The 17,543-nt window shown below is 46.1% G+C and carries 14 protein-coding genes; all 14 read left to right on the top strand.

The window, feature by feature from the left end; genetic code table 11:
* Positions 1 to 213: 213 nt before the first annotated feature.
* The 14 genes from rpoB to rpsC all read left to right on the top strand — a co-directional run bounded on the left by rpoB (position 214) and on the right by rpsC (position 17,532).
* Positions 214 to 4,245, top strand: coding sequence for a DNA-directed RNA polymerase subunit beta (rpoB, locus tag K0I73_RS00710; RefSeq protein WP_220062682.1), 4,032 nt, complete (start codon positions 214 to 216; stop codon positions 4,243 to 4,245).
* Positions 4,246 to 4,326: 81 nt separating this feature from the next.
* On the top strand, positions 4,327 to 8,544 hold the full coding sequence (rpoC, locus tag K0I73_RS00715; RefSeq protein WP_220062683.1) for a DNA-directed RNA polymerase subunit beta': 4,218 nt from the start codon (positions 4,327 to 4,329) through the stop codon (positions 8,542 to 8,544).
* A 189-nt stretch (positions 8,545 to 8,733) separates the two neighbouring features.
* The gene (gene rpsL, locus K0I73_RS00720; RefSeq protein ID WP_069670836.1) at positions 8,734 to 9,108 is read left to right on the top strand and encodes a 30S ribosomal protein S12; all 375 of its coding nucleotides are present in this window, start codon (positions 8,734 to 8,736) and stop codon (positions 9,106 to 9,108) included.
* Between the two features lie 79 nt (positions 9,109 to 9,187).
* Positions 9,188 to 9,658, top strand: a complete 471-nt coding sequence (gene rpsG, locus K0I73_RS00725; RefSeq protein WP_220062684.1) for a 30S ribosomal protein S7 — start codon at positions 9,188 to 9,190, stop codon at positions 9,656 to 9,658.
* Positions 9,659 to 9,734: 76 nt separating this feature from the next.
* Positions 9,735 to 11,831, top strand: coding sequence for an elongation factor G (gene fusA, locus K0I73_RS00730; protein ID WP_220062685.1), 2,097 nt, complete (start codon positions 9,735 to 9,737; stop codon positions 11,829 to 11,831).
* A gap of 79 nt (positions 11,832 to 11,910) precedes the next feature.
* Positions 11,911 to 13,095 carry an elongation factor Tu gene (tuf, locus tag K0I73_RS00735; RefSeq protein WP_220062677.1) on the top strand — a complete coding sequence of 395 codons (1,185 nt, stop codon included), beginning with the start codon at positions 11,911 to 11,913 and terminating at the stop codon, positions 13,093 to 13,095.
* Positions 13,096 to 13,455: 360 nt separating this feature from the next.
* Positions 13,456 to 13,767 (top strand): 30S ribosomal protein S10, encoded by a 312-nt coding sequence (gene rpsJ / locus K0I73_RS00740; protein ID WP_011070616.1) that lies wholly within the window; start codon positions 13,456 to 13,458, stop codon positions 13,765 to 13,767.
* Positions 13,768 to 13,794: 27 nt separating this feature from the next.
* Complete coding sequence (gene rplC, locus K0I73_RS00745; RefSeq protein ID WP_220062686.1) at positions 13,795 to 14,433, top strand: 50S ribosomal protein L3; 639 nt, start codon at positions 13,795 to 13,797, stop codon at positions 14,431 to 14,433.
* Positions 14,434 to 14,449: 16 nt separating this feature from the next.
* A complete protein-coding gene (gene rplD / locus K0I73_RS00750; RefSeq protein ID WP_220062687.1) occupies positions 14,450 to 15,055 on the top strand; it encodes a 50S ribosomal protein L4 in 606 nt (201 codons plus the stop codon).
* Positions 15,052 to 15,351, top strand: a complete 300-nt coding sequence (gene rplW / locus K0I73_RS00755) for a 50S ribosomal protein L23 (protein ID WP_011863968.1) — start codon at positions 15,052 to 15,054, stop codon at positions 15,349 to 15,351. Before rplD ends, rplW begins: the two co-directional genes overlap by 4 nt.
* Positions 15,352 to 15,367: 16 nt before the next feature.
* Positions 15,368 to 16,195 carry a 50S ribosomal protein L2 gene (gene rplB, locus K0I73_RS00760; RefSeq protein ID WP_028764679.1) on the top strand — a complete coding sequence of 276 codons (828 nt, stop codon included), beginning with the start codon at positions 15,368 to 15,370 and terminating at the stop codon, positions 16,193 to 16,195.
* A gap of 11 nt (positions 16,196 to 16,206) precedes the next feature.
* The gene (gene rpsS, locus K0I73_RS00765; protein WP_006083596.1) at positions 16,207 to 16,485 is read left to right on the top strand and encodes a 30S ribosomal protein S19; all 279 of its coding nucleotides are present in this window, start codon (positions 16,207 to 16,209) and stop codon (positions 16,483 to 16,485) included.
* A 15-nt stretch (positions 16,486 to 16,500) separates the two neighbouring features.
* A complete protein-coding gene (gene rplV / locus K0I73_RS00770; RefSeq protein WP_011863971.1) occupies positions 16,501 to 16,833 on the top strand; it encodes a 50S ribosomal protein L22 in 333 nt (110 codons plus the stop codon).
* A gap of 9 nt (positions 16,834 to 16,842) precedes the next feature.
* Entirely contained in the window at positions 16,843 to 17,532 is a 690-nt protein-coding gene (gene rpsC, locus K0I73_RS00775; RefSeq protein ID WP_110456982.1) for a 30S ribosomal protein S3, read from the top strand.
* The last annotated feature ends 11 nt before the right edge of the window (positions 17,533 to 17,543 follow it).

The following is a 17,543-nucleotide window of genomic DNA, read 5'->3' on the forward strand; positions in this document are numbered from 1 at the left end:
TGATCGGGCGGAGGCTGGCGGTTTTTTAACCGTCGGCCTTTTTTGCGCTGTAAGCGTAGGCGATTTTTTATTCACCGTTTGTCGCCAGATTTTGCAGTTCCTAGCAGAGATTACTGGTTAGGTTCTTGCTATCAACGGTGATGGGCAAACGTGCTGTTTCAACCATTGAGTGTTGTTTCAGTCTTGGTCACATCTCGCAATCAGAGGAAACCCATGGTTTACTCCTATTCTGAAAAGAAGCGTATTCGCAAAGACTTTGGTAAGCGTCCACAAGTTTTGGATATCCCTTACCTATTGTCAATCCAGTTGGACTCCTTTAAGAAGTTCACCGATCAAGATCCTACAGGCGAGCGTGGTTTAGAAGCCGCTTTCCGTAGCGTTTTTCCCATCAAGAGCTTTTCTGGCAATTCAGAGCTGCAATATGTCAGCTATAAGCTAGGCGAGCCAGTTTTTGATGTGAAAGAGTGTCAAATTCGCGGTGTTACGTACTCTGCGCCACTACGTGTTAAGTTACGTATGGTTCTGTATGACCGTGAAGCTGCGCCTGGCACAGTAAAAGATATTAAAGAACAAGAAGTCTATATGGGGGATATCCCTCTTATGACTGATAACGGTACCTTTGTTATCAATGGTACTGAGCGTGTTATCGTTTCACAGCTACATCGTAGCCCTGGTGTGTTCTTCGACCACGACCGTGGTAAGACCCACTCTTCTGGTAAGGTGCTTTATAACGCACGTATTATTCCTTACCGTGGTTCTTGGTTGGATTTTGAATTCGACCCTAAAGATGCACTATTCGTACGTATTGACCGTCGTCGTAAACTTGCGGCTTCTATCATCCTACGTGCGCTAGATTACTCTACCCAAGATATTCTTGATCTGTTCTTTGAACGTGTTCAATACAAGATTAAGAAAGATACTTTGGTAATGGGTCTAGTTGCTGATCGCCTACGCGGTGAAACAGCAAGCTACGATATTAAAGATGCTGAAGGTACTATCTTAGTTGAGAAAGGACGTCGCATTACTGCGCGTCATATTCGTCAACTTGAAAAGACTAATACTACAGAGCTTGAAGTACCAGTTGAGTACATCTCTGGTAAGATCGCGGCACAAGATTATATTGACCCAGATACGGGCGAAGTATTGGTTTCTGCTAACGCAGAGATCAGCCTAGAAGATCTTGCTAAGCTTTCAATGGCCGGCATCAAAGAGATCGATACACTGTTTATCAACGAGCTTGATCACGGTGCATACATCTCTGACACATTGCGTATCGATTCTACAACTAACCGTCTAGAAGCGTTAGTTGAGATCTATCGTATGATGCGTCCTGGCGAGCCACCAACCAAAGATGCTGCAGAAGCATTATTCCAGAACTTGTTCTTCAGTGAAGAGCGTTATGATCTATCTAAAGTAGGTCGTATGAAGTTCAACCGTCGTCTAAGCATTGATGACGATGAAGGTACAGGCATTCTTACCAAAGAAGATATCGTTGCAGTAATGCAAAACATCATCAAGATCCGTAACGGTAATGATGAAGTCGATGATATCGATCACTTGGGTAACCGTCGTATCCGTAGTGTTGGCGAAATGGCTGAAAACCAGTTCCGTGTTGGTCTAGTTCGTGTAGAACGTGCCGTACGTGAGCGTTTAAGCCTTGGTGATCTTAATGAACTTATGCCTCAAGATCTGATCAACGCTAAGCCTATTTCTGCTGCAGTGAAAGAGTTCTTCGGTTCTTCACAGCTGTCTCAGTTCATGGACCAAAACAACCCACTATCAGAAGTGACTCATAAGCGCCGTATTTCGGCTCTTGGTCCTGGTGGTTTGACTCGTGAGCGTGCAGGTTTCGAAGTTCGAGACGTTCACCCAACTCACTACGGTCGTCTATGTCCAATTGAGACCCCTGAAGGTCCAAACATTGGTCTAATTAACTCGTTAGCAAGCTTTGCGCGTACTAACTCTTATGGTTTCCTTGAAACACCTTACCGTAAGGTAGTTGATGGTGTGATTACTGATCAGGTTGATTACTTGTCAGCAATCGAAGAAGGCCGTTACGTTATTGCACAGGCAAACATCGAGATTGATGCCGATGGCCGTATGGTTGAAGAGCAGATTGCTTGTCGTCATAAGGGTGAATCTACCTTTATGCGCGCTGCCGACGTTCAATATATGGACGTATCGCCACAACAGATCATCTCAGTTGCTGCGTCACTGATCCCATTCCTAGAACACGATGATGCTAACCGTGCATTGATGGGTGCGAACATGCAACGTCAAGCGGTTCCAACATTGCGCGCCGATAAGCCGCTTGTTGGTACTGGTATCGAACGTACGCTAGCGGTTGACTCAGGTGTTGTTGTTGCAGCTAAGCGTGGTGGTTATGTTGATTACGTTGACGCTAGCCGCATTGTAGTTAAGGTAAACGAAGCAGAATTGACTCCAGGTGAAGCTGGTATCGATATCTACAACTTGACCAAATACACTCGTTCTAACCAGAACACCTGTATTAACCAGCGTCCATGTTGCAGCGTTGGTGACCCAGTTGTTCGTGGTGACGTACTAGCCGATGGCCCATCTACCGATTTAGGTGATTTGGCACTTGGTCAGAACATGCGTATCGCGTTCATGCCTTGGAACGGTTATAACTTCGAGGATTCGATCTTAATCTCTGAGCGCGTTGCGCAAGAGGATCGTTTCACCACTATCCACATTCAAGAGCTTTCATGTATCGCTCGTGATACTAAGTTGGGTAGCGAAGAGATCACTGCTGATATTCCAAACGTAGGTGAGTCTGCGCTTTCTAAGCTAGATGAATCAGGTATCGTTTATATTGGTGCTGAAGTTAAGGGTGGCGACATCCTAGTGGGCAAAGTGACGCCTAAGGGTGAAACACAGCTGACTCCAGAAGAGAAGCTCTTGCGTGCTATCTTCGGTGAAAAAGCATCAGATGTTAAAGATAGCTCACTACGTGTACCTAACTCAGTTAAAGGTACTATCATCGACGTTCAGGTATTTACCCGTGACGGCGTTGAGAAAGATAAGCGTGCGGTAGAAATCGAAGAGATGCATATCGCTCAGGCTAAGAAAGACCTAACTGAAGAATTTAAGATTCTTGAAGATGGTGTGATTGGCCGTGCTCGCAACCTATTACTAGGTGCTGGCTACACTGAAGTACAGCTTGATGCAATTCCACGTTCACAGTTGTTAGTGCAAACTATCGACGATGAAACTAAGCAAACTGAACTAGAACAGTTAGCTGAGCAAGCGGAAGAGCTAAAAGCAGACTTCGATAAGAAGTTCGAGATCAAACGTCGCAAGATCACCCAAGGTGATGACTTAGCACCTGGCGTACTTAAGATCGTTAAGGTTTACCTTGCGGTTAAGCGTACTATCCAGCCTGGTGATAAGATGGCGGGTCGTCACGGTAACAAGGGTGTTATCTCTAAGATTAACCCTGTAGAAGATATGCCGTACGACGAAAATGGTAACCCAGTGGACATCGTATTGAACCCACTAGGTGTACCATCTCGTATGAACATCGGTCAGGTTCTTGAAGTGCATTTAGGCGCTGCAGCGAAAGGTATCGGTGACAAGATCACTGCTATGCTAGAAGAGCAGCGTGAGCTTGCAGAGCTTCGTAATTACATCAAGCAAGTTTATGAACTTGGTGAAGACGTGCAGCAGCGCGTTGATATCGATTCATTTACTGATGAAGAAGTTATTCGTCTTGCTAAGAACCTTAAAGGCGGTATTCCGACTGCGACTCCAGCATTCGATGGTGCAAAAGAGAAAGAAATTAAGGAGATGCTAGAATTAGCTGGTCTTCCTACTTCTGGACAGCGCACCTTGTTTGACGGTCGTACCGGTAACCAATTCGAACGTCCAGTAACCGTTGGTTACATGTACATGCTTAAACTTAACCACTTGGTTGACGATAAGATGCACGCGCGTTCAACAGGTTCTTACAGTCTTGTTACTCAGCAACCACTGGGCGGTAAAGCTCAGTTTGGTGGTCAGCGTTTCGGTGAGATGGAAGTGTGGGCACTTGAAGCATACGGTGCCGCTTACACTCTACAAGAGATGCTTACTGTTAAGTCAGATGATGTTAACGGTCGTACTCAGATGTATAAGAACATCGTCGACGGTAACCATCAGATGCAGCCAGGTATGCCTGAGTCCTTCAACGTATTGCTGAAGGAGATCCGTTCACTCGGTATTAATATCGAGTTGGATCAACAGTAAGACTAAGGCACGCCAAAGTTTGGCAATAAACGGTGCTCTGCGTGAGCGGAGCACCCGGTTTAACTCCTTCAGGAGAGAAACGTGAAAGACTTATTAAAGTTTCTGAAACAGCAAAGCAAGACTGAAGAATTTGAAGGGATCAAGATCGGCCTAGCGTCGCCAGATCTCATCCGCTCTTGGTCATTTGGTGAAGTTAAGAAGCCAGAAACCATTAACTACCGTACTTTCAAACCTGAACGTGAAGGTTTGTTCTGTGCGCGTATTTTTGGTCCAGTAAAAGACTACGAATGTTTATGCGGTAAGTATAAGCGTCTTAAGCACCGTGGTGTGATCTGTGAAAAGTGTGGTGTAGAAGTTACCCAGACTAAAGTACGTCGTGAGCGTATGGGTCACATCGATCTAGCAAGCCCAGTGGCACACATTTGGTTCTTGAAATCATTGCCGTCCCGTATCGGTTTGATGCTAGATATGACTCTGCGTGATATCGAACGTGTACTTTACTTCGAATCATTTGTGGTGATCGAGCCTGGCATGACCAGCCTTGAACGCGGCCAGATGCTGACTGAAGAAAACTACCTCGACGCACTCGAAGAGTACGGTGATGAGTTCGAAGCCAAGATGGGTGCTGAAGCAGTTCTAGAATTGCTACGTGCTATCGATCTTGAGAAAGAGATTGAGATGATGCGCGAAGAGTTGCCATCGATCAACTCTGAGACTCGTCGTAAGAAGATCACTAAGCGTCTTAAGCTCATTGAAGCTTTCTTCACTTCAGGCAACAAGCCAGAGTGGATGATTCTCAAGGTGCTACCGGTTCTGCCACCTGATCTACGTCCTCTAGTTCCACTAGATGGCGGTCGTTTCGCTACGTCTGATTTGAACGACCTTTATCGTCGTGTGATCAACCGTAACAACCGTCTAAAGCGTCTGTTAGATCTAGCTGCTCCAGATATCATCGTACGCAACGAAAAGCGTATGTTGCAAGAGTCTGTCGATGCGCTACTAGATAATGGTCGTCGTGGTCGTGCTATTACGGGTTCTAACAAGCGTCCGCTTAAATCTTTGGCCGATATGATCAAAGGTAAGCAAGGTCGTTTCCGTCAGAACTTGCTAGGTAAGCGTGTTGACTATTCTGGTCGTTCGGTAATTACCGTTGGTCCTACTCTGCGTCTACACCAGTGTGGTCTTCCTAAGAAGATGGCACTCGAGCTATTTAAGCCATTCATCTATGGTAAGTTAGAAGGTCGTGGCCTAGCTACCACTATCAAAGCTGCTAAGAAGATGGTTGAACGCGAAGTACCTGAAGTATGGGACGTTCTTGATGACGTGATCCGCGAACATCCAGTGATGCTTAACCGTGCACCAACACTGCACAGATTGGGTATCCAGGCGTTCGAACCTGTCCTTATTGAAGGTAAAGCGATTCAGCTACACCCACTCGTTTGTGCGGCATACAACGCCGACTTCGATGGTGACCAAATGGCTGTTCACGTGCCGCTAACGCTTGAAGCGCAGCTAGAAGCACGTTCACTAATGATGTCTACTAACAACATCCTTTCACCTGCAAACGGTGAGCCGGTGATCACACCGTCACAGGACGTTGTATTGGGTCTTTACTACACCAGCCGCGAACGTGTTAACGGTTTAGGTGAAGGTATGGCGTTCGAATCTGTTGCAGAAGTTGAAAAAGCTTACCGCACAGGTTGTGCCGAACTACATGCTCGCGTAAAGGTTCGTATTACAGAGACAACAATAGCTGATGATGGCGAACGTACCGAAGGCCGTCGTATCGTAGATACTACTGTGGGTCGCGCACTATTATCTCAGATTCTGCCAAAAGGCTTATCTTATGATTTGGTTAACCAAAACATGGGTAAGAAGCAGATCTCTAAGCTATTGAACACTTGTTACCGTCAACTAGGTCTTAAAGATACGGTTATCTTTGCTGACCAATTGATGTATACCGGTTTCCACTTCGCGACAGTATCGGGTGCCTCTGTGGGTATCAACGATATGGTTATTCCTGATGAGAAGTACACGCTTGTAGCAGATGCTGAAGCTGAAGTACTTGAGATTCAAGAACAGTTCCAGTCGGGTCTAGTTACTGCCGGTGAGCGTTACAACAAAGTCATCGATATCTGGGCAAGTGCGAACGAAAAAGTTTCTAAAGCGATGATGGATAACCTGTCTACAGAGACAGTGATTAACCGTGATGGTGAAGAAGAAACTCAAGCATCGTTCAACAGCATCTACATGATGGCCGACTCGGGCGCTCGTGGTAGTGCTGCACAGATTCGTCAGCTAGCGGGTATGCGTGGTCTGATGGCTAAGCCAGATGGCTCAATCATCGAAACTCCAATTACGGCTAACTTCCGTGAAGGTCTAAACGTACTACAGTACTTTATCTCTACTCACGGTGCGCGTAAGGGTCTAGCGGATACGGCACTTAAGACAGCGAACTCGGGTTACCTGACTCGTCGTCTAGTTGACGTTGCTCAAGATTTGGTTGTTATCGAAGACGATTGTGGTACTCACGAAGGTCTAACAATGAAGCCACTTATTGAAGGTGGTGATGTTGTTGAGCCATTACGTGAGCGCGTACTTGGTCGTGTGGTTGCAGAAGACGTTTACTACCCAGGTACTGAAGACGTTCTTGCTCCACGTAACACCCTGCTTGATGAAGCATGGTGTGACACCTTAGAAGAGCATTCAATCGATGAAGTGATTGTACGTTCTGTTATCAGCTGTGACACAGACTTTGGTGTGTGTGCTGCCTGTTATGGTCGTGATTTGGCTCGTGGTCATATTATCAACCAAGGTGAAGCTATCGGTGTTGTTGCCGCTCAGTCAATTGGTGAGCCAGGTACACAGCTTACGATGCGTACGTTCCACATCGGTGGTGCGGCATCTCGAGCTTCTGCTGAAAACAACGTCCAAGTTAAGAATGCCGGTAACCTTAAACTGCACAACGCTAAGCATGTTAAAAACAGCGAAGGCAAGTTGGTTATCGTATCGCGTTCATCTGAGCTTGCAGTAATTGATGAGCTTGGTCGTGAGAAAGAGCGTTACAAGGTACCTTACGGTACGATCCTAGAGAAACTAGAAGATGCGACAGTTAACGCTGGCGACATCATTGCTAACTGGGATCCGCATACTCACCCAATCATCTCTGAAGTTGCGGGTAGCATCAAGTTCGTTGATATGATTGATGGTGTCACTATGACACGTCAAACAGATGAACTAACGGGTCTATCTTCAATCGTTGTCTTAGATGTTGGTCAACGTCCTTCTGCTGGTAAAGAGATGCGTCCTGCGATTCGTCTAGTGGGTGCCGATGGCAACGACTTGATGATCCCTGGTACTGAAGTACCAGCGCAATACTTCTTACCAGGTAAGGCGATTGTAAACCAAGACGATAATGCACCAATTAACGTTGGTGACGCCTTAGCACGTATTCCACAAGAATCGTCTAAGACTCGCGATATTACCGGTGGTCTGCCACGGGTTGCTGACTTATTCGAAGCGCGTAAGCCAAAAGAACCAGCAATTCTTGCTGAGTACTCAGGTACTATTTCGTTTGGTAAAGAAACCAAAGGTAAGCGTCGTCTCGTGATCACGCCTAACGATGGTGGTAAGCCGTACGAAGAGATGATTCCTAAGTGGCGTAACCTAAACGTGTTCGAAGGTGAAAAAGTCGAACGTGGTGAAGTTATTGCTGATGGTGCAGAAGCTGCGCACGACATTCTACGTCTACGAGGTATTCACAAGGTAGCTAACTATATTGTTAATGAAGTCCAAGACGTTTACCGTCTACAGGGCGTAAAAATTAACGATAAGCATATCGAAGTGATTATTCGTCAGATGCTGCGTAAGTGTGAGATCACTGAAGCGGGCGATAGTGATTTCTTACCTGGTGAGCAAGTGGAAGTGTCTCGCGTTAAGATCGCTAACCGCGAACTTGAAGCGCAAGGCAAAGCACCTGCTAAGTTCGAACGTGAACTATTGGGTATCACTAAAGCGTCTTTGGCGACCGAGTCATTTATCTCAGCGGCATCGTTCCAGGAAACTACACGCGTATTGACCGAAGCTGCCGTTGGCGGTAAGAGCGATAAGCTACGTGGTCTGAAAGAGAACGTTATCGTAGGTCGTTTGATCCCTGCGGGTACTGGTTATGCGTATCACCAGAAACGCAACCAAGCTAGTGCTAAGAAAGGTCAGACTGAAGAAGCACCAACTATTAGTGCAAGTGAAGCTGAGCAAAACTTAGCAGATCTACTAAATCTAGCGGGCAGTGCTGAGTAATTAGCGCTTAAACGTAAATAGATTGTAAAAAAGGCACCTTTGGGTGCCTTTTTTTACTTTAATTGAGTAAAAAGTTGGCTATTTCTTGACAGAAACACCAGACACTTCTAAAATTTCGCGTCCCACACCTGTGGGATATAGATTTTTCACACCTTACTGTTGAGTTTATCAACTGATTCGGAGCTATACATGGCAACTGTAAACCAGTTGGTACGTAAGCCTCGCTCGCCTAAAGTCATCAAGACTGCCGTGCCAGCGTTGAATGCGTGTCCACAAAAACGTGGTGTTTGTACTCGCGTATACACAACCACACCAAAAAAACCTAACTCTGCACTACGTAAAGTAGCTCGTGTGCGTCTAACTAACGGTTTCGAAGTAACTTCGTACATCGGCGGTGAAGGCCATAACCTGCAGGAGCACAGCGTGATTCTAATCCGTGGTGGTCGTGTTAAAGACTTACCTGGTGTTCGTTATCACACTGTTCGTGGCGCATTAGACTGTGCTGGTGTTAGTGAGCGTCGTCAAGGACGTTCTAAGTACGGAGCTAAGCGTCCTAAGTCTTAACGTTTTCCGTTAAGTAAGGCCAAGCTAGATTATTTGAGATTCCAGTTTTGGGGTCCCTGAAGCATACGGAGAAATTGTTATGCCAAGACGTCGCGTTGTAGGACAACGTAAAATCCTACCAGATCCAAAATTTCATAGTGAGTTGTTGGCTAAGTTCATCAACGTCATTATGCAGGACGGCAAAAAGTCGACTGCAGAAAAAATTATCTACAAGGCACTAGATGTTGTCGCTGAAAAGAAAAGCGAAGATCATCTAACTATCCTTGAAGCAGCCCTGGACAATGTACGTCCAACTGTCGAGGTTAAATCTCGTCGTGTTGGTGGTTCTACTTACCAGGTACCATGTGAGGTTCGTCCAGTGCGTCGTAACGCACTAGCGATGCGCTGGTTAGTTGAAGCTGCGCGTAAGCGTGGTGAAAAATCTATGGCTCTACGTCTAGCAGGTGAAATGCTAGATGCTTCTGAAAATAAAGGAACTGCTGTTAAGAAGCGCGAAGACGTGCATCGTATGGCAGAAGCGAACAAAGCATTCGCTCATTACCGCTGGTAATCTTTTGGTGCAGGCTTTTGCCTGCACCATGTTTTACATGACTAAGGTGATTACCTTAGTAAAGAGGGTTTAAATCGTGGCTCGTACAACTCCAATTGAGCGCTACCGTAACATCGGTATCTGTGCTCACGTTGACGCAGGAAAAACCACAACTACAGAACGAGTACTGTTCTATACCGGTATGTCTCATAAGATCGGTGAAGTTCATGATGGTGCAGCCACCATGGATTGGATGGAACAGGAGCAGGAGCGTGGTATTACTATCACATCCGCAGCTACCACTACATTCTGGCGCGGTATGGAAGCACAGTTTACTGAGCACCGTATCAACATCATCGATACCCCTGGCCACGTTGACTTCACTATTGAAGTTGAACGTTCGCTACGTGTTCTTGATGGCGCAGTTGTCGTTTTCTGTGGTTCATCTGGTGTTGAACCACAGTCAGAAACTGTCTGGCGTCAAGCGGACAAGTATCATGTGCCGCGCTTAGTGTTCGTCAACAAGATGGACCGCGCAGGTGCAGACTTTGACCGTGTCGTGAAGCAGATACGTAACCGTCTGGGAGCGACTTGTGTGCCGATTCAAATGAATATTGGTGCAGAAGAAGAGTTTAGCGGTGTAGTCGATCTGATCAAGATGAAGGCCATTAATTGGAATGAAGCTGATCAGGGTATGACTTTCACTTATGAAGAGATTCCTGCGGATCTAGTCGATAAGGCTAGCTCAATGCGTGAATTCCTCGTTGAGAGTGCGGCTGAAGCCTCAGAAGAACTGATGGACAAGTACCTAGAAGGTGGCGAGTTATCAGAAGAAGAGATTAAAGCAGCATTACGTAAACGTACTCTAGCTAATGAGATCGTTTTAGCGACCTGTGGTTCTGCGTTTAAGAACAAAGGTGTGCAAGCGGTCCTCGATGCTGTTGTTGATTATTTACCATCGCCAGTCGAAGTTCCTGCTATTAAGGGCATCGACGACAAAGAGCAGGAAGTTGAGCGTCCAGCGGACGACAACGCACCTTTCTCAGCGTTGGCATTTAAGATTGCAACAGACCCATTTGTTGGAACACTGACCTTTATGCGTGTTTATTCAGGCGTATTGGAAACAGGTTCTGGCGTATATAACTCGGTCAAACAGAAACGTGAGCGCATTGGTCGTATGGTGCAGATGCATGCAAACGATCGTAATGAGATCAAAGAGGTTCGCGCTGGAGACATCGCAGCTGCTATTGGTCTAAAAGATGTCACCACTGGTGACACGCTCTGTGATATTGACCATAAAGTTATTCTCGAACGTATGGAGTTTCCTGAGCCCGTTATCACGATCGCTGTGGAACCTAGATCTCAAGCTGACCAAGATAAAATGGGGATTGCGCTGCAAAAGCTTGCGGCAGAAGATCCATCATTCCGCGTTGAAACCAACGAAGAATCTGGTCAAACCCTGATTTCAGGCATGGGTGAGTTACACTTAGACATCATCGTCGACCGTATGCGTCGCGAATTTAGTGTCGAGTGTAATGTTGGTAAGCCACAAGTAGCGTACCGTGAGACTATTCGCTCTAGTGTAGAAGTTGAAGGTAAGTTCGTACGCCAATCAGGTGGCCGAGGTCAATTCGGTCATGTGTGGTTAAAGCTAGAACCTCAAGAAGAAGGTTTTGGTTACGAATTTGTCAACGAGATTGTTGGTGGTGTTATTCCAAGAGAATACATACCTGCAGTAGATAAAGGTATCCAAGAACAGATGAAGAATGGCGTACTCGCTGGCTTCCCTGTATTGGATGTTAAAGTCACTCTGTTTGATGGCTCATATCATGATGTCGATTCAAACGAGATGGCGTTTAAAGTCGCTGGCTCCATGGGCTTCAAGAAGGGCGCTCTCGAAGCAGACCCTGCGTTGCTTGAACCTTGTATGAAGGTTGAAGTAACCACTCCTGAAGACTATATGGGCGATGTAGTAGGTGATTTAAATAGACGACGCGGCTTGATTGAAGGAATGGACGACGGCATTGGCGGCGTTAAACTTGTTCATGCTGTAGTACCTTTATCTGAAATGTTTGGTTACGCAACAGACTTGCGTAGTGCGACTCAAGGTCGTGCTTCATACTCTATGGAGTTTTTGAAGTACTCTGATGCACCACAGAATGTTGCTAAATCCGTTATAGATGCGCGCGGATAAGCGTAGATTAGTCTATAACTCATATTGAATGCTATTGCTCAGCAACGCTGAGCATTTTCTGAAAAGAAAGGAATATATCGTGGCTAAAGAAAAATTTGAACGTAGTAAACCCCATGTTAACGTTGGTACCATCGGTCACGTTGACCATGGTAAAACAACTCTAACAGCAGCTATCTCAGCTGTATTGGCTAAGACTCACGGTGGTGAAGTTAAGAACTTTGCTCAAATCGATAACGCTCCAGAAGAGCGTGAGCGTGGTATTACAATTAATACTTCTCACATCGAATATGACACACCAACACGTCACTACGCACACGTAGACTGTCCAGGTCACGCGGATTATGTTAAAAACATGATCACTGGTGCAGCACAGATGGACGGCGCTATCCTAGTAGTAGCTTCTACAGATGGTCCAATGCCACAAACTCGTGAGCACATCCTGCTTTCACGTCAGGTTGGCGTACCATTCATCATCGTATTCATGAACAAGTGTGACATGGTTGATGACGAAGAGCTTCTAGAGCTAGTAGAAATGGAAGTTCGTGAACTTCTATCTGAATATGACTTCCCAGGTGATGACCTACCAGTTATCCAAGGTTCTGCGCTTAAAGCCCTTGAAGGCGAGCCAGAGTGGGAAGCTAAGATTCTTGAACTAGCTGACGCTCTAGATACTTATATCCCAGAGCCAGAGCGTGCAATCGACGGTGCCTTCATTCTACCAATCGAAGACGTATTCTCAATTTCAGGCCGTGGTACAGTAGTAACTGGTCGTGTTGAGCGTGGTATCGTACGCGTAGGTGACGAAGTAGAAATCGTTGGTATCAAAGATACGACTAAGACTACTTGTACTGGTGTTGAAATGTTCCGTAAGCTGCTTGACGAAGGTCGTGCAGGTGAGAACTGTGGTGTACTACTACGTGGTACTAAGCGTGACGAAGTTGAGCGTGGTCAAGTATTGGCTAAGCCTGGTTCAATCACTCCACACACTACTTTCAAGTCAGAAATCTATGTTCTGTCTAAAGAAGAAGGTGGACGTCACACTCCATTCTTCAAAGGCTACCGTCCACAGTTCTACTTCCGTACAACTGACGTAACCGGTACTATCGAATTGCCAGAAGGCGTAGAGATGGTAATGCCTGGTGACAACGTAGCAATGACTGTAACGCTAATCTGCCCAATCGCGATGGACGAAGGTTTACGCTTCGCAATCCGTGAAGGTGGTCGTACAGTTGGTGCTGGTGTTGTTGCAGAGATCGTAGCTTAATCGCGACGAGTCTTAACAGACACTGAAAAAGGCAGCTTAGGCTGCCTTTTTTGTTGCCTGTAATTTGCTAAATAGTAGGACTAGCTTTTCTGATCTGAATGAGTATAATACTCGCCACTTAGACGGTTAGTAGACAAAGTGATGCTAATTCGTTCAGTGGGGTTGATCTCTAAGATTAGATCAGTATAATACCCCCTCGCCTTAACCATTAGGCGAAAGATTGTCGGCTCTTGAAGCCGACGTAAAATAATACAGCGACTCCGATTTGGAGTCGAACGGTTAAATCATCTCGCTCTGCTTTTCCATTAGGAAGAAGCTAGAGGGTGATTTTTTATGTGTCCATTTTAGGAGCTCTGGTCAATGCAGAACCAAAGAATCCGTATCCGCTTAAAAGGATTTGATCATCGTTTGATCGATCAGTCTACTGCGGAAATCGTTGAAACTGCTAAGCGCACAGGCGCCCAGGTACGTGGTCCAATTCCACTTCCAACGCGCAAAGAGCGTTATACCGTTTTGATCTCTCCACACGTTAATAAAGATGCGCGTGATCAGTACGAACTTCGTACTCATAAGCGTCTTGTTGACATCGTAGAGCCGACTGAAAAGACTGTAGATGCACTTATGCGTCTTGATCTTGCGGCAGGTGTTGACGTTCAAATTAGCTTAGGTTAATTGAGATCCTTAGAAGAGGTTTGAGAGATGGCTATCGGTCTTATCGGTCGTAAAGTAGGTATGACTCGCATCTTCACTGAAGATGGTGCGTCAATACCTGTAACAGTAATTGAAATCGCAGCTAACCGTGTTGCTCAAGTGAAAACTTTAGAAACTGACGGTTACCGTGCACTTCAAGTAACTACTGGTACCAAAAAAGCTAATCGCATCACTAAGCCAGAAGCTGGTCACTTTGCTAAGGCGGGCGTAGAAGCCGGTCGTGGTTTGTGGGAAGTTCGTCTGGAAGACGGTGAAGGCGAAGGCATTGAAGTTGGTGCCGAGCTTAATGTTGATATCTTCGCTGATGTAGCGAAAGTTGATGTTACTGGTCAATCAAAAGGTAAAGGTTTCCAAGGCGGTATTAAGCGTTGGAATTTCCGTACCCAAGATGCAACACATGGTAACTCTTTGGCACATAGAGCTAACGGTTCTATCGGTCAAAACCAAACACCTGGTCGCGTTTTCAAAGGTAAGAAAATGTCAGGCCACATGGGTGCCGAGCGTGTTACTACTCAAAATCTAGACGTTGTACGTGTAGATGTTGAACGTAACTTGCTATTGGTTAAGGGTGCAGTTCCAGGCGCTACTAATGGCGACCTGATCATCAAGCCTGCCGTTAAAGCTTAGGTCTGAGGAGATAGTAATGGAATTGGTATTGAAAGACGCACAGAGTGCTCTTGAAGTTTCCGAAACTACCTTCGGCCGTGACTTTAATGAAGCACTGGTTCATCAGGTAGTTGTAGCATACGCTGCAAACGCGCGTCAGGGCACTCGTGCTCAAAAGACTCGCGCAGAAGTAACTGGCTCTGGCAAAAAGCCATGGCGTCAAAAAGGTACTGGCCGTGCACGTGCTGGTACTGTTAAAGGCCCAATCTGGCGTGGCGGTGGCGTAACATTCGCTGCTAAAACTCAAGATCATAGCCAAAAAGTTAACAAGAAGATGTACCGCGGAGCGCTTAAGAGCATTCTGTCTGAATTAGTACGTCAAGATCGCCTTGTTGTCGTTGAGTCATTTGGTGTTGAAGCTCCTAAAACTAAAGAGCTAAAAGCTAAATTGGCTGAAATGAACCTGGAAGACGTTTTAATTGTTACTCCAGAAATTGACGAGAACTTGTTCTTAGCTGCACGCAACCTATACAAAGTTGACGTTCGTGACGTTGCTGGTATCGATCCAGTAAGCCTAATCGCGTTCAACAAAGTACTAGTTACTGCCGATGCTATTAAGCAAATCGAGGAGATGCTGGGATGATAAGCGAAGAACGTTTGCTAAAAGTTATTCTAGCGCCACACATCTCTGAAAAGAGTACTGTATGCGCTGAAAATAACAACACGGTCGTTTTCCGTGTGGCTATCGATGCGACTAAAGCTGAAGTTAAAGCTGCAGTAGCTAAGTTGTTCGAAGTTGAAGTAGATTCAGTTCGCACTTTGGTTAACAAAGGTAAAACTAAGCGTCACGGTGCCCGTACTGGCCGTCGTAGCGATTGGAAAAAAGCCTATGTAACTTTAGCTGCTGGTGCTGATATCGATTTCGTCGGCGCTGAGTAAGCAAAGGAGAATTATCATGGCAGTTATTAAGTGTAAGCCAACCTCTGCTGGTCGTCGCCACGTAGTTAAAGTGGTAAACAGCGATCTGCACAAGGGTAAACCTTTTGCTGGCCTGTTGGCGAAAAAGTCTAAAAGTGGTGGCCGTAACAACACTGGTCGTATCACTGTTCGTCACGTAGGTGGTGGACACAAGCAGCATTACCGTATTGTTGACTTCAAACGCAACAAAGATGGTATCCCTGCAAAAGTTGAGCGTTTGGAATATGATCCAAACCGCACAGCTAACATCGCACTTGTTTTGTATGCTGATGGTGAGCGTCGTTATATCCTTGCTGCTAAAGGCATGCAAGCTGGAGATAAAATCCAGTCTGGTATCGATGCAGAAATCAAAGCGGGTAACGCTTTGCCATTACGCAACATCCCAGTAGGTAGTGTTGTACACGCAGTTGAAATGAAGCCTGGTAAAGGTGCTCAGATCGCTCGTTCAGCAGGTACTTATGTACAAGTTGTAGCTCGTGATGGCGCTTACGCTACTCTACGTCTTCGCTCTGGCGAAATGCGTAAAGTACCTGTAGATTGCCGCGCGACATTAGGTGAAGTTGGTAATGCCGAGCATATGCTACGCCAGTTAGGTAAAGCAGGTGCTAAGCGCTGGAGAGGCGTACGCCCAACAGTTCGTGGTGTTGCAATGAACCCTGTAGACCATCCACATGGTGGTGGTGAAGGCCGTACTTCTGGTGGCCGTCATCCGGTTTCTCCATGGGGTGTCCCAACTAAGGGTTATAAGACCCGTAGTAACAAACGCACCGACAAGTACATTGTACGTCGTCGTAACAAAAAGTAAGAGGATTCGCCATGCCACGTTCTCTCAAGAAAGGTCCATTCATTGACCTACACTTGCTGAAGAAGGTAGAGAAAGCGATGGAAGCGGGTGACAAAAAGCCTATTAAGACTTGGTCTCGCCGCTCTATGATCATCCCTAACATGATTGGGTTGACCATCGCTGTCCATAATGGTCGTCAGCACGTACCTGTGTTCGTAACTGACGAAATGATCGGCCACAAGCTTGGTGAATTTTCACCAACTCGCACTTATCGCGGCCATGCTGCTGATAAGAAAGCGAAGAAGCGTTAATACGGGAGACTCAAGATGGAAGTTTTAGCTAAACATCGTTTTGCCCGTACGTCGCCTCAAAAGTGTCGTTTGGTTGCAGATCAAATCCGTGGACTGCCTGTTGCTAAGGCTCTCGAAATTTTGACTTTCAGCCCTAAGAAAGCAGCTGTACTTGTTAAAAAAGTACTAGATTCTGCTATCGCTAATGCTGAGCACAATGAAGGTGCTGACATTGACGAGCTGAAAGTTGGAAAAGTCTTTGTAGACGAAGGTCCAACAATGAAGCGTATCATGCCACGTGCCAAAGGCCGTGCTGATCGTATAATCAAGCGTACCAGCCACATTACTGTGGTTGTATCAGATCGCTAGGAGTTAGCAATGGGACAGAAAGTACATCCTAATGGTATCCGTCTGGGTATCACTAAGCCTTGGATCTCGACTTGGTACGCTGATAAATCAGATTATGCCAATAACTTGAGTAGCGACTGGGAAGTGCGTAAGTTTCTAGAAAAGAAACTTAAGCAAGCATCAGTTTCTAAGATTGTTATCGAGCGTCCAGCGAAGAGTGTTCGCGTTACTATTCACACTGCCCGTCCAGGTGTTGTGATTGGTAAGAAAGGCGAAGACGTTGAAAAGTTGCGCAACGAAGTTGCCAAGTTGACTGGTATTCCAGCTCAAATCAACATCGCTGAGATCCGTAAGCCTGAGCTAGATGCGAAGCTTGTTGCCGAAGGCATCGCTTCACAACTAGAGCGTCGTGTTATGTTCCGTCGTGCTATGAAGCGCGCAGTACAAAATGCAATGCGTCTTGGTGCCAAAGGTATCAAAGTTGAAGTGAGCGGCCGTCTAGGCGGTGCTGAGATTGCGCGTTCGGAGTGGTATCGTGAAGGTCGTGTACCTCTACATACTCTGCGTGCTGATATCGACTATTCTACTGCAGAAAGTCACACTCAATACGGTGTGATCGGCGTTAAAGTTTGGGTCTTCAAAGGTGAAGTCCTAGACGGCGTTGTTCCTGCGCATGAAGAGCCGAAACAGCAGCCGAAGCGTAAGCCTCGCGGTAAATAGGAGAGCTGGCA

It is taken from the genome of Shewanella mesophila (assembly GCF_019457515.1).
Taxonomy (GTDB): domain Bacteria; phylum Pseudomonadota; class Gammaproteobacteria; order Enterobacterales; family Shewanellaceae; genus Shewanella; species Shewanella mesophila.

What these genes read in the sequence shown, in the direction of transcription:
- rpsL (WP_069670836.1), top strand. Translation starts at nt 8,734, where the DNA reads ATGGCAACTGTAAACCAGTTGGTACGTAAGCCTCGCTCGCCTAAAGTC.
- rplV (WP_011863971.1), top strand. Translation starts at nt 16,501, where the DNA reads ATGGAAGTTTTAGCTAAACATCGTTTTGCCCGTACGTCGCCTCAAAAG.
- rpoB (WP_220062682.1), top strand. Translation starts at nt 214, where the DNA reads ATGGTTTACTCCTATTCTGAAAAGAAGCGTATTCGCAAAGACTTTGGT.
- rplW (WP_011863968.1), top strand. Translation starts at nt 15,052, where the DNA reads ATGATAAGCGAAGAACGTTTGCTAAAAGTTATTCTAGCGCCACACATC.
- rpsG (WP_220062684.1), top strand. Translation starts at nt 9,188, where the DNA reads ATGCCAAGACGTCGCGTTGTAGGACAACGTAAAATCCTACCAGATCCA.
- rplD (WP_220062687.1), top strand. Translation starts at nt 14,450, where the DNA reads ATGGAATTGGTATTGAAAGACGCACAGAGTGCTCTTGAAGTTTCCGAA.
- rpsJ (WP_011070616.1), top strand. Translation starts at nt 13,456, where the DNA reads ATGCAGAACCAAAGAATCCGTATCCGCTTAAAAGGATTTGATCATCGT.
- rplB (WP_028764679.1), top strand. Translation starts at nt 15,368, where the DNA reads ATGGCAGTTATTAAGTGTAAGCCAACCTCTGCTGGTCGTCGCCACGTA.
- rpsC (WP_110456982.1), top strand. Translation starts at nt 16,843, where the DNA reads ATGGGACAGAAAGTACATCCTAATGGTATCCGTCTGGGTATCACTAAG.
- rplC (WP_220062686.1), top strand. Translation starts at nt 13,795, where the DNA reads ATGGCTATCGGTCTTATCGGTCGTAAAGTAGGTATGACTCGCATCTTC.
- rpsS (WP_006083596.1), top strand. Translation starts at nt 16,207, where the DNA reads ATGCCACGTTCTCTCAAGAAAGGTCCATTCATTGACCTACACTTGCTG.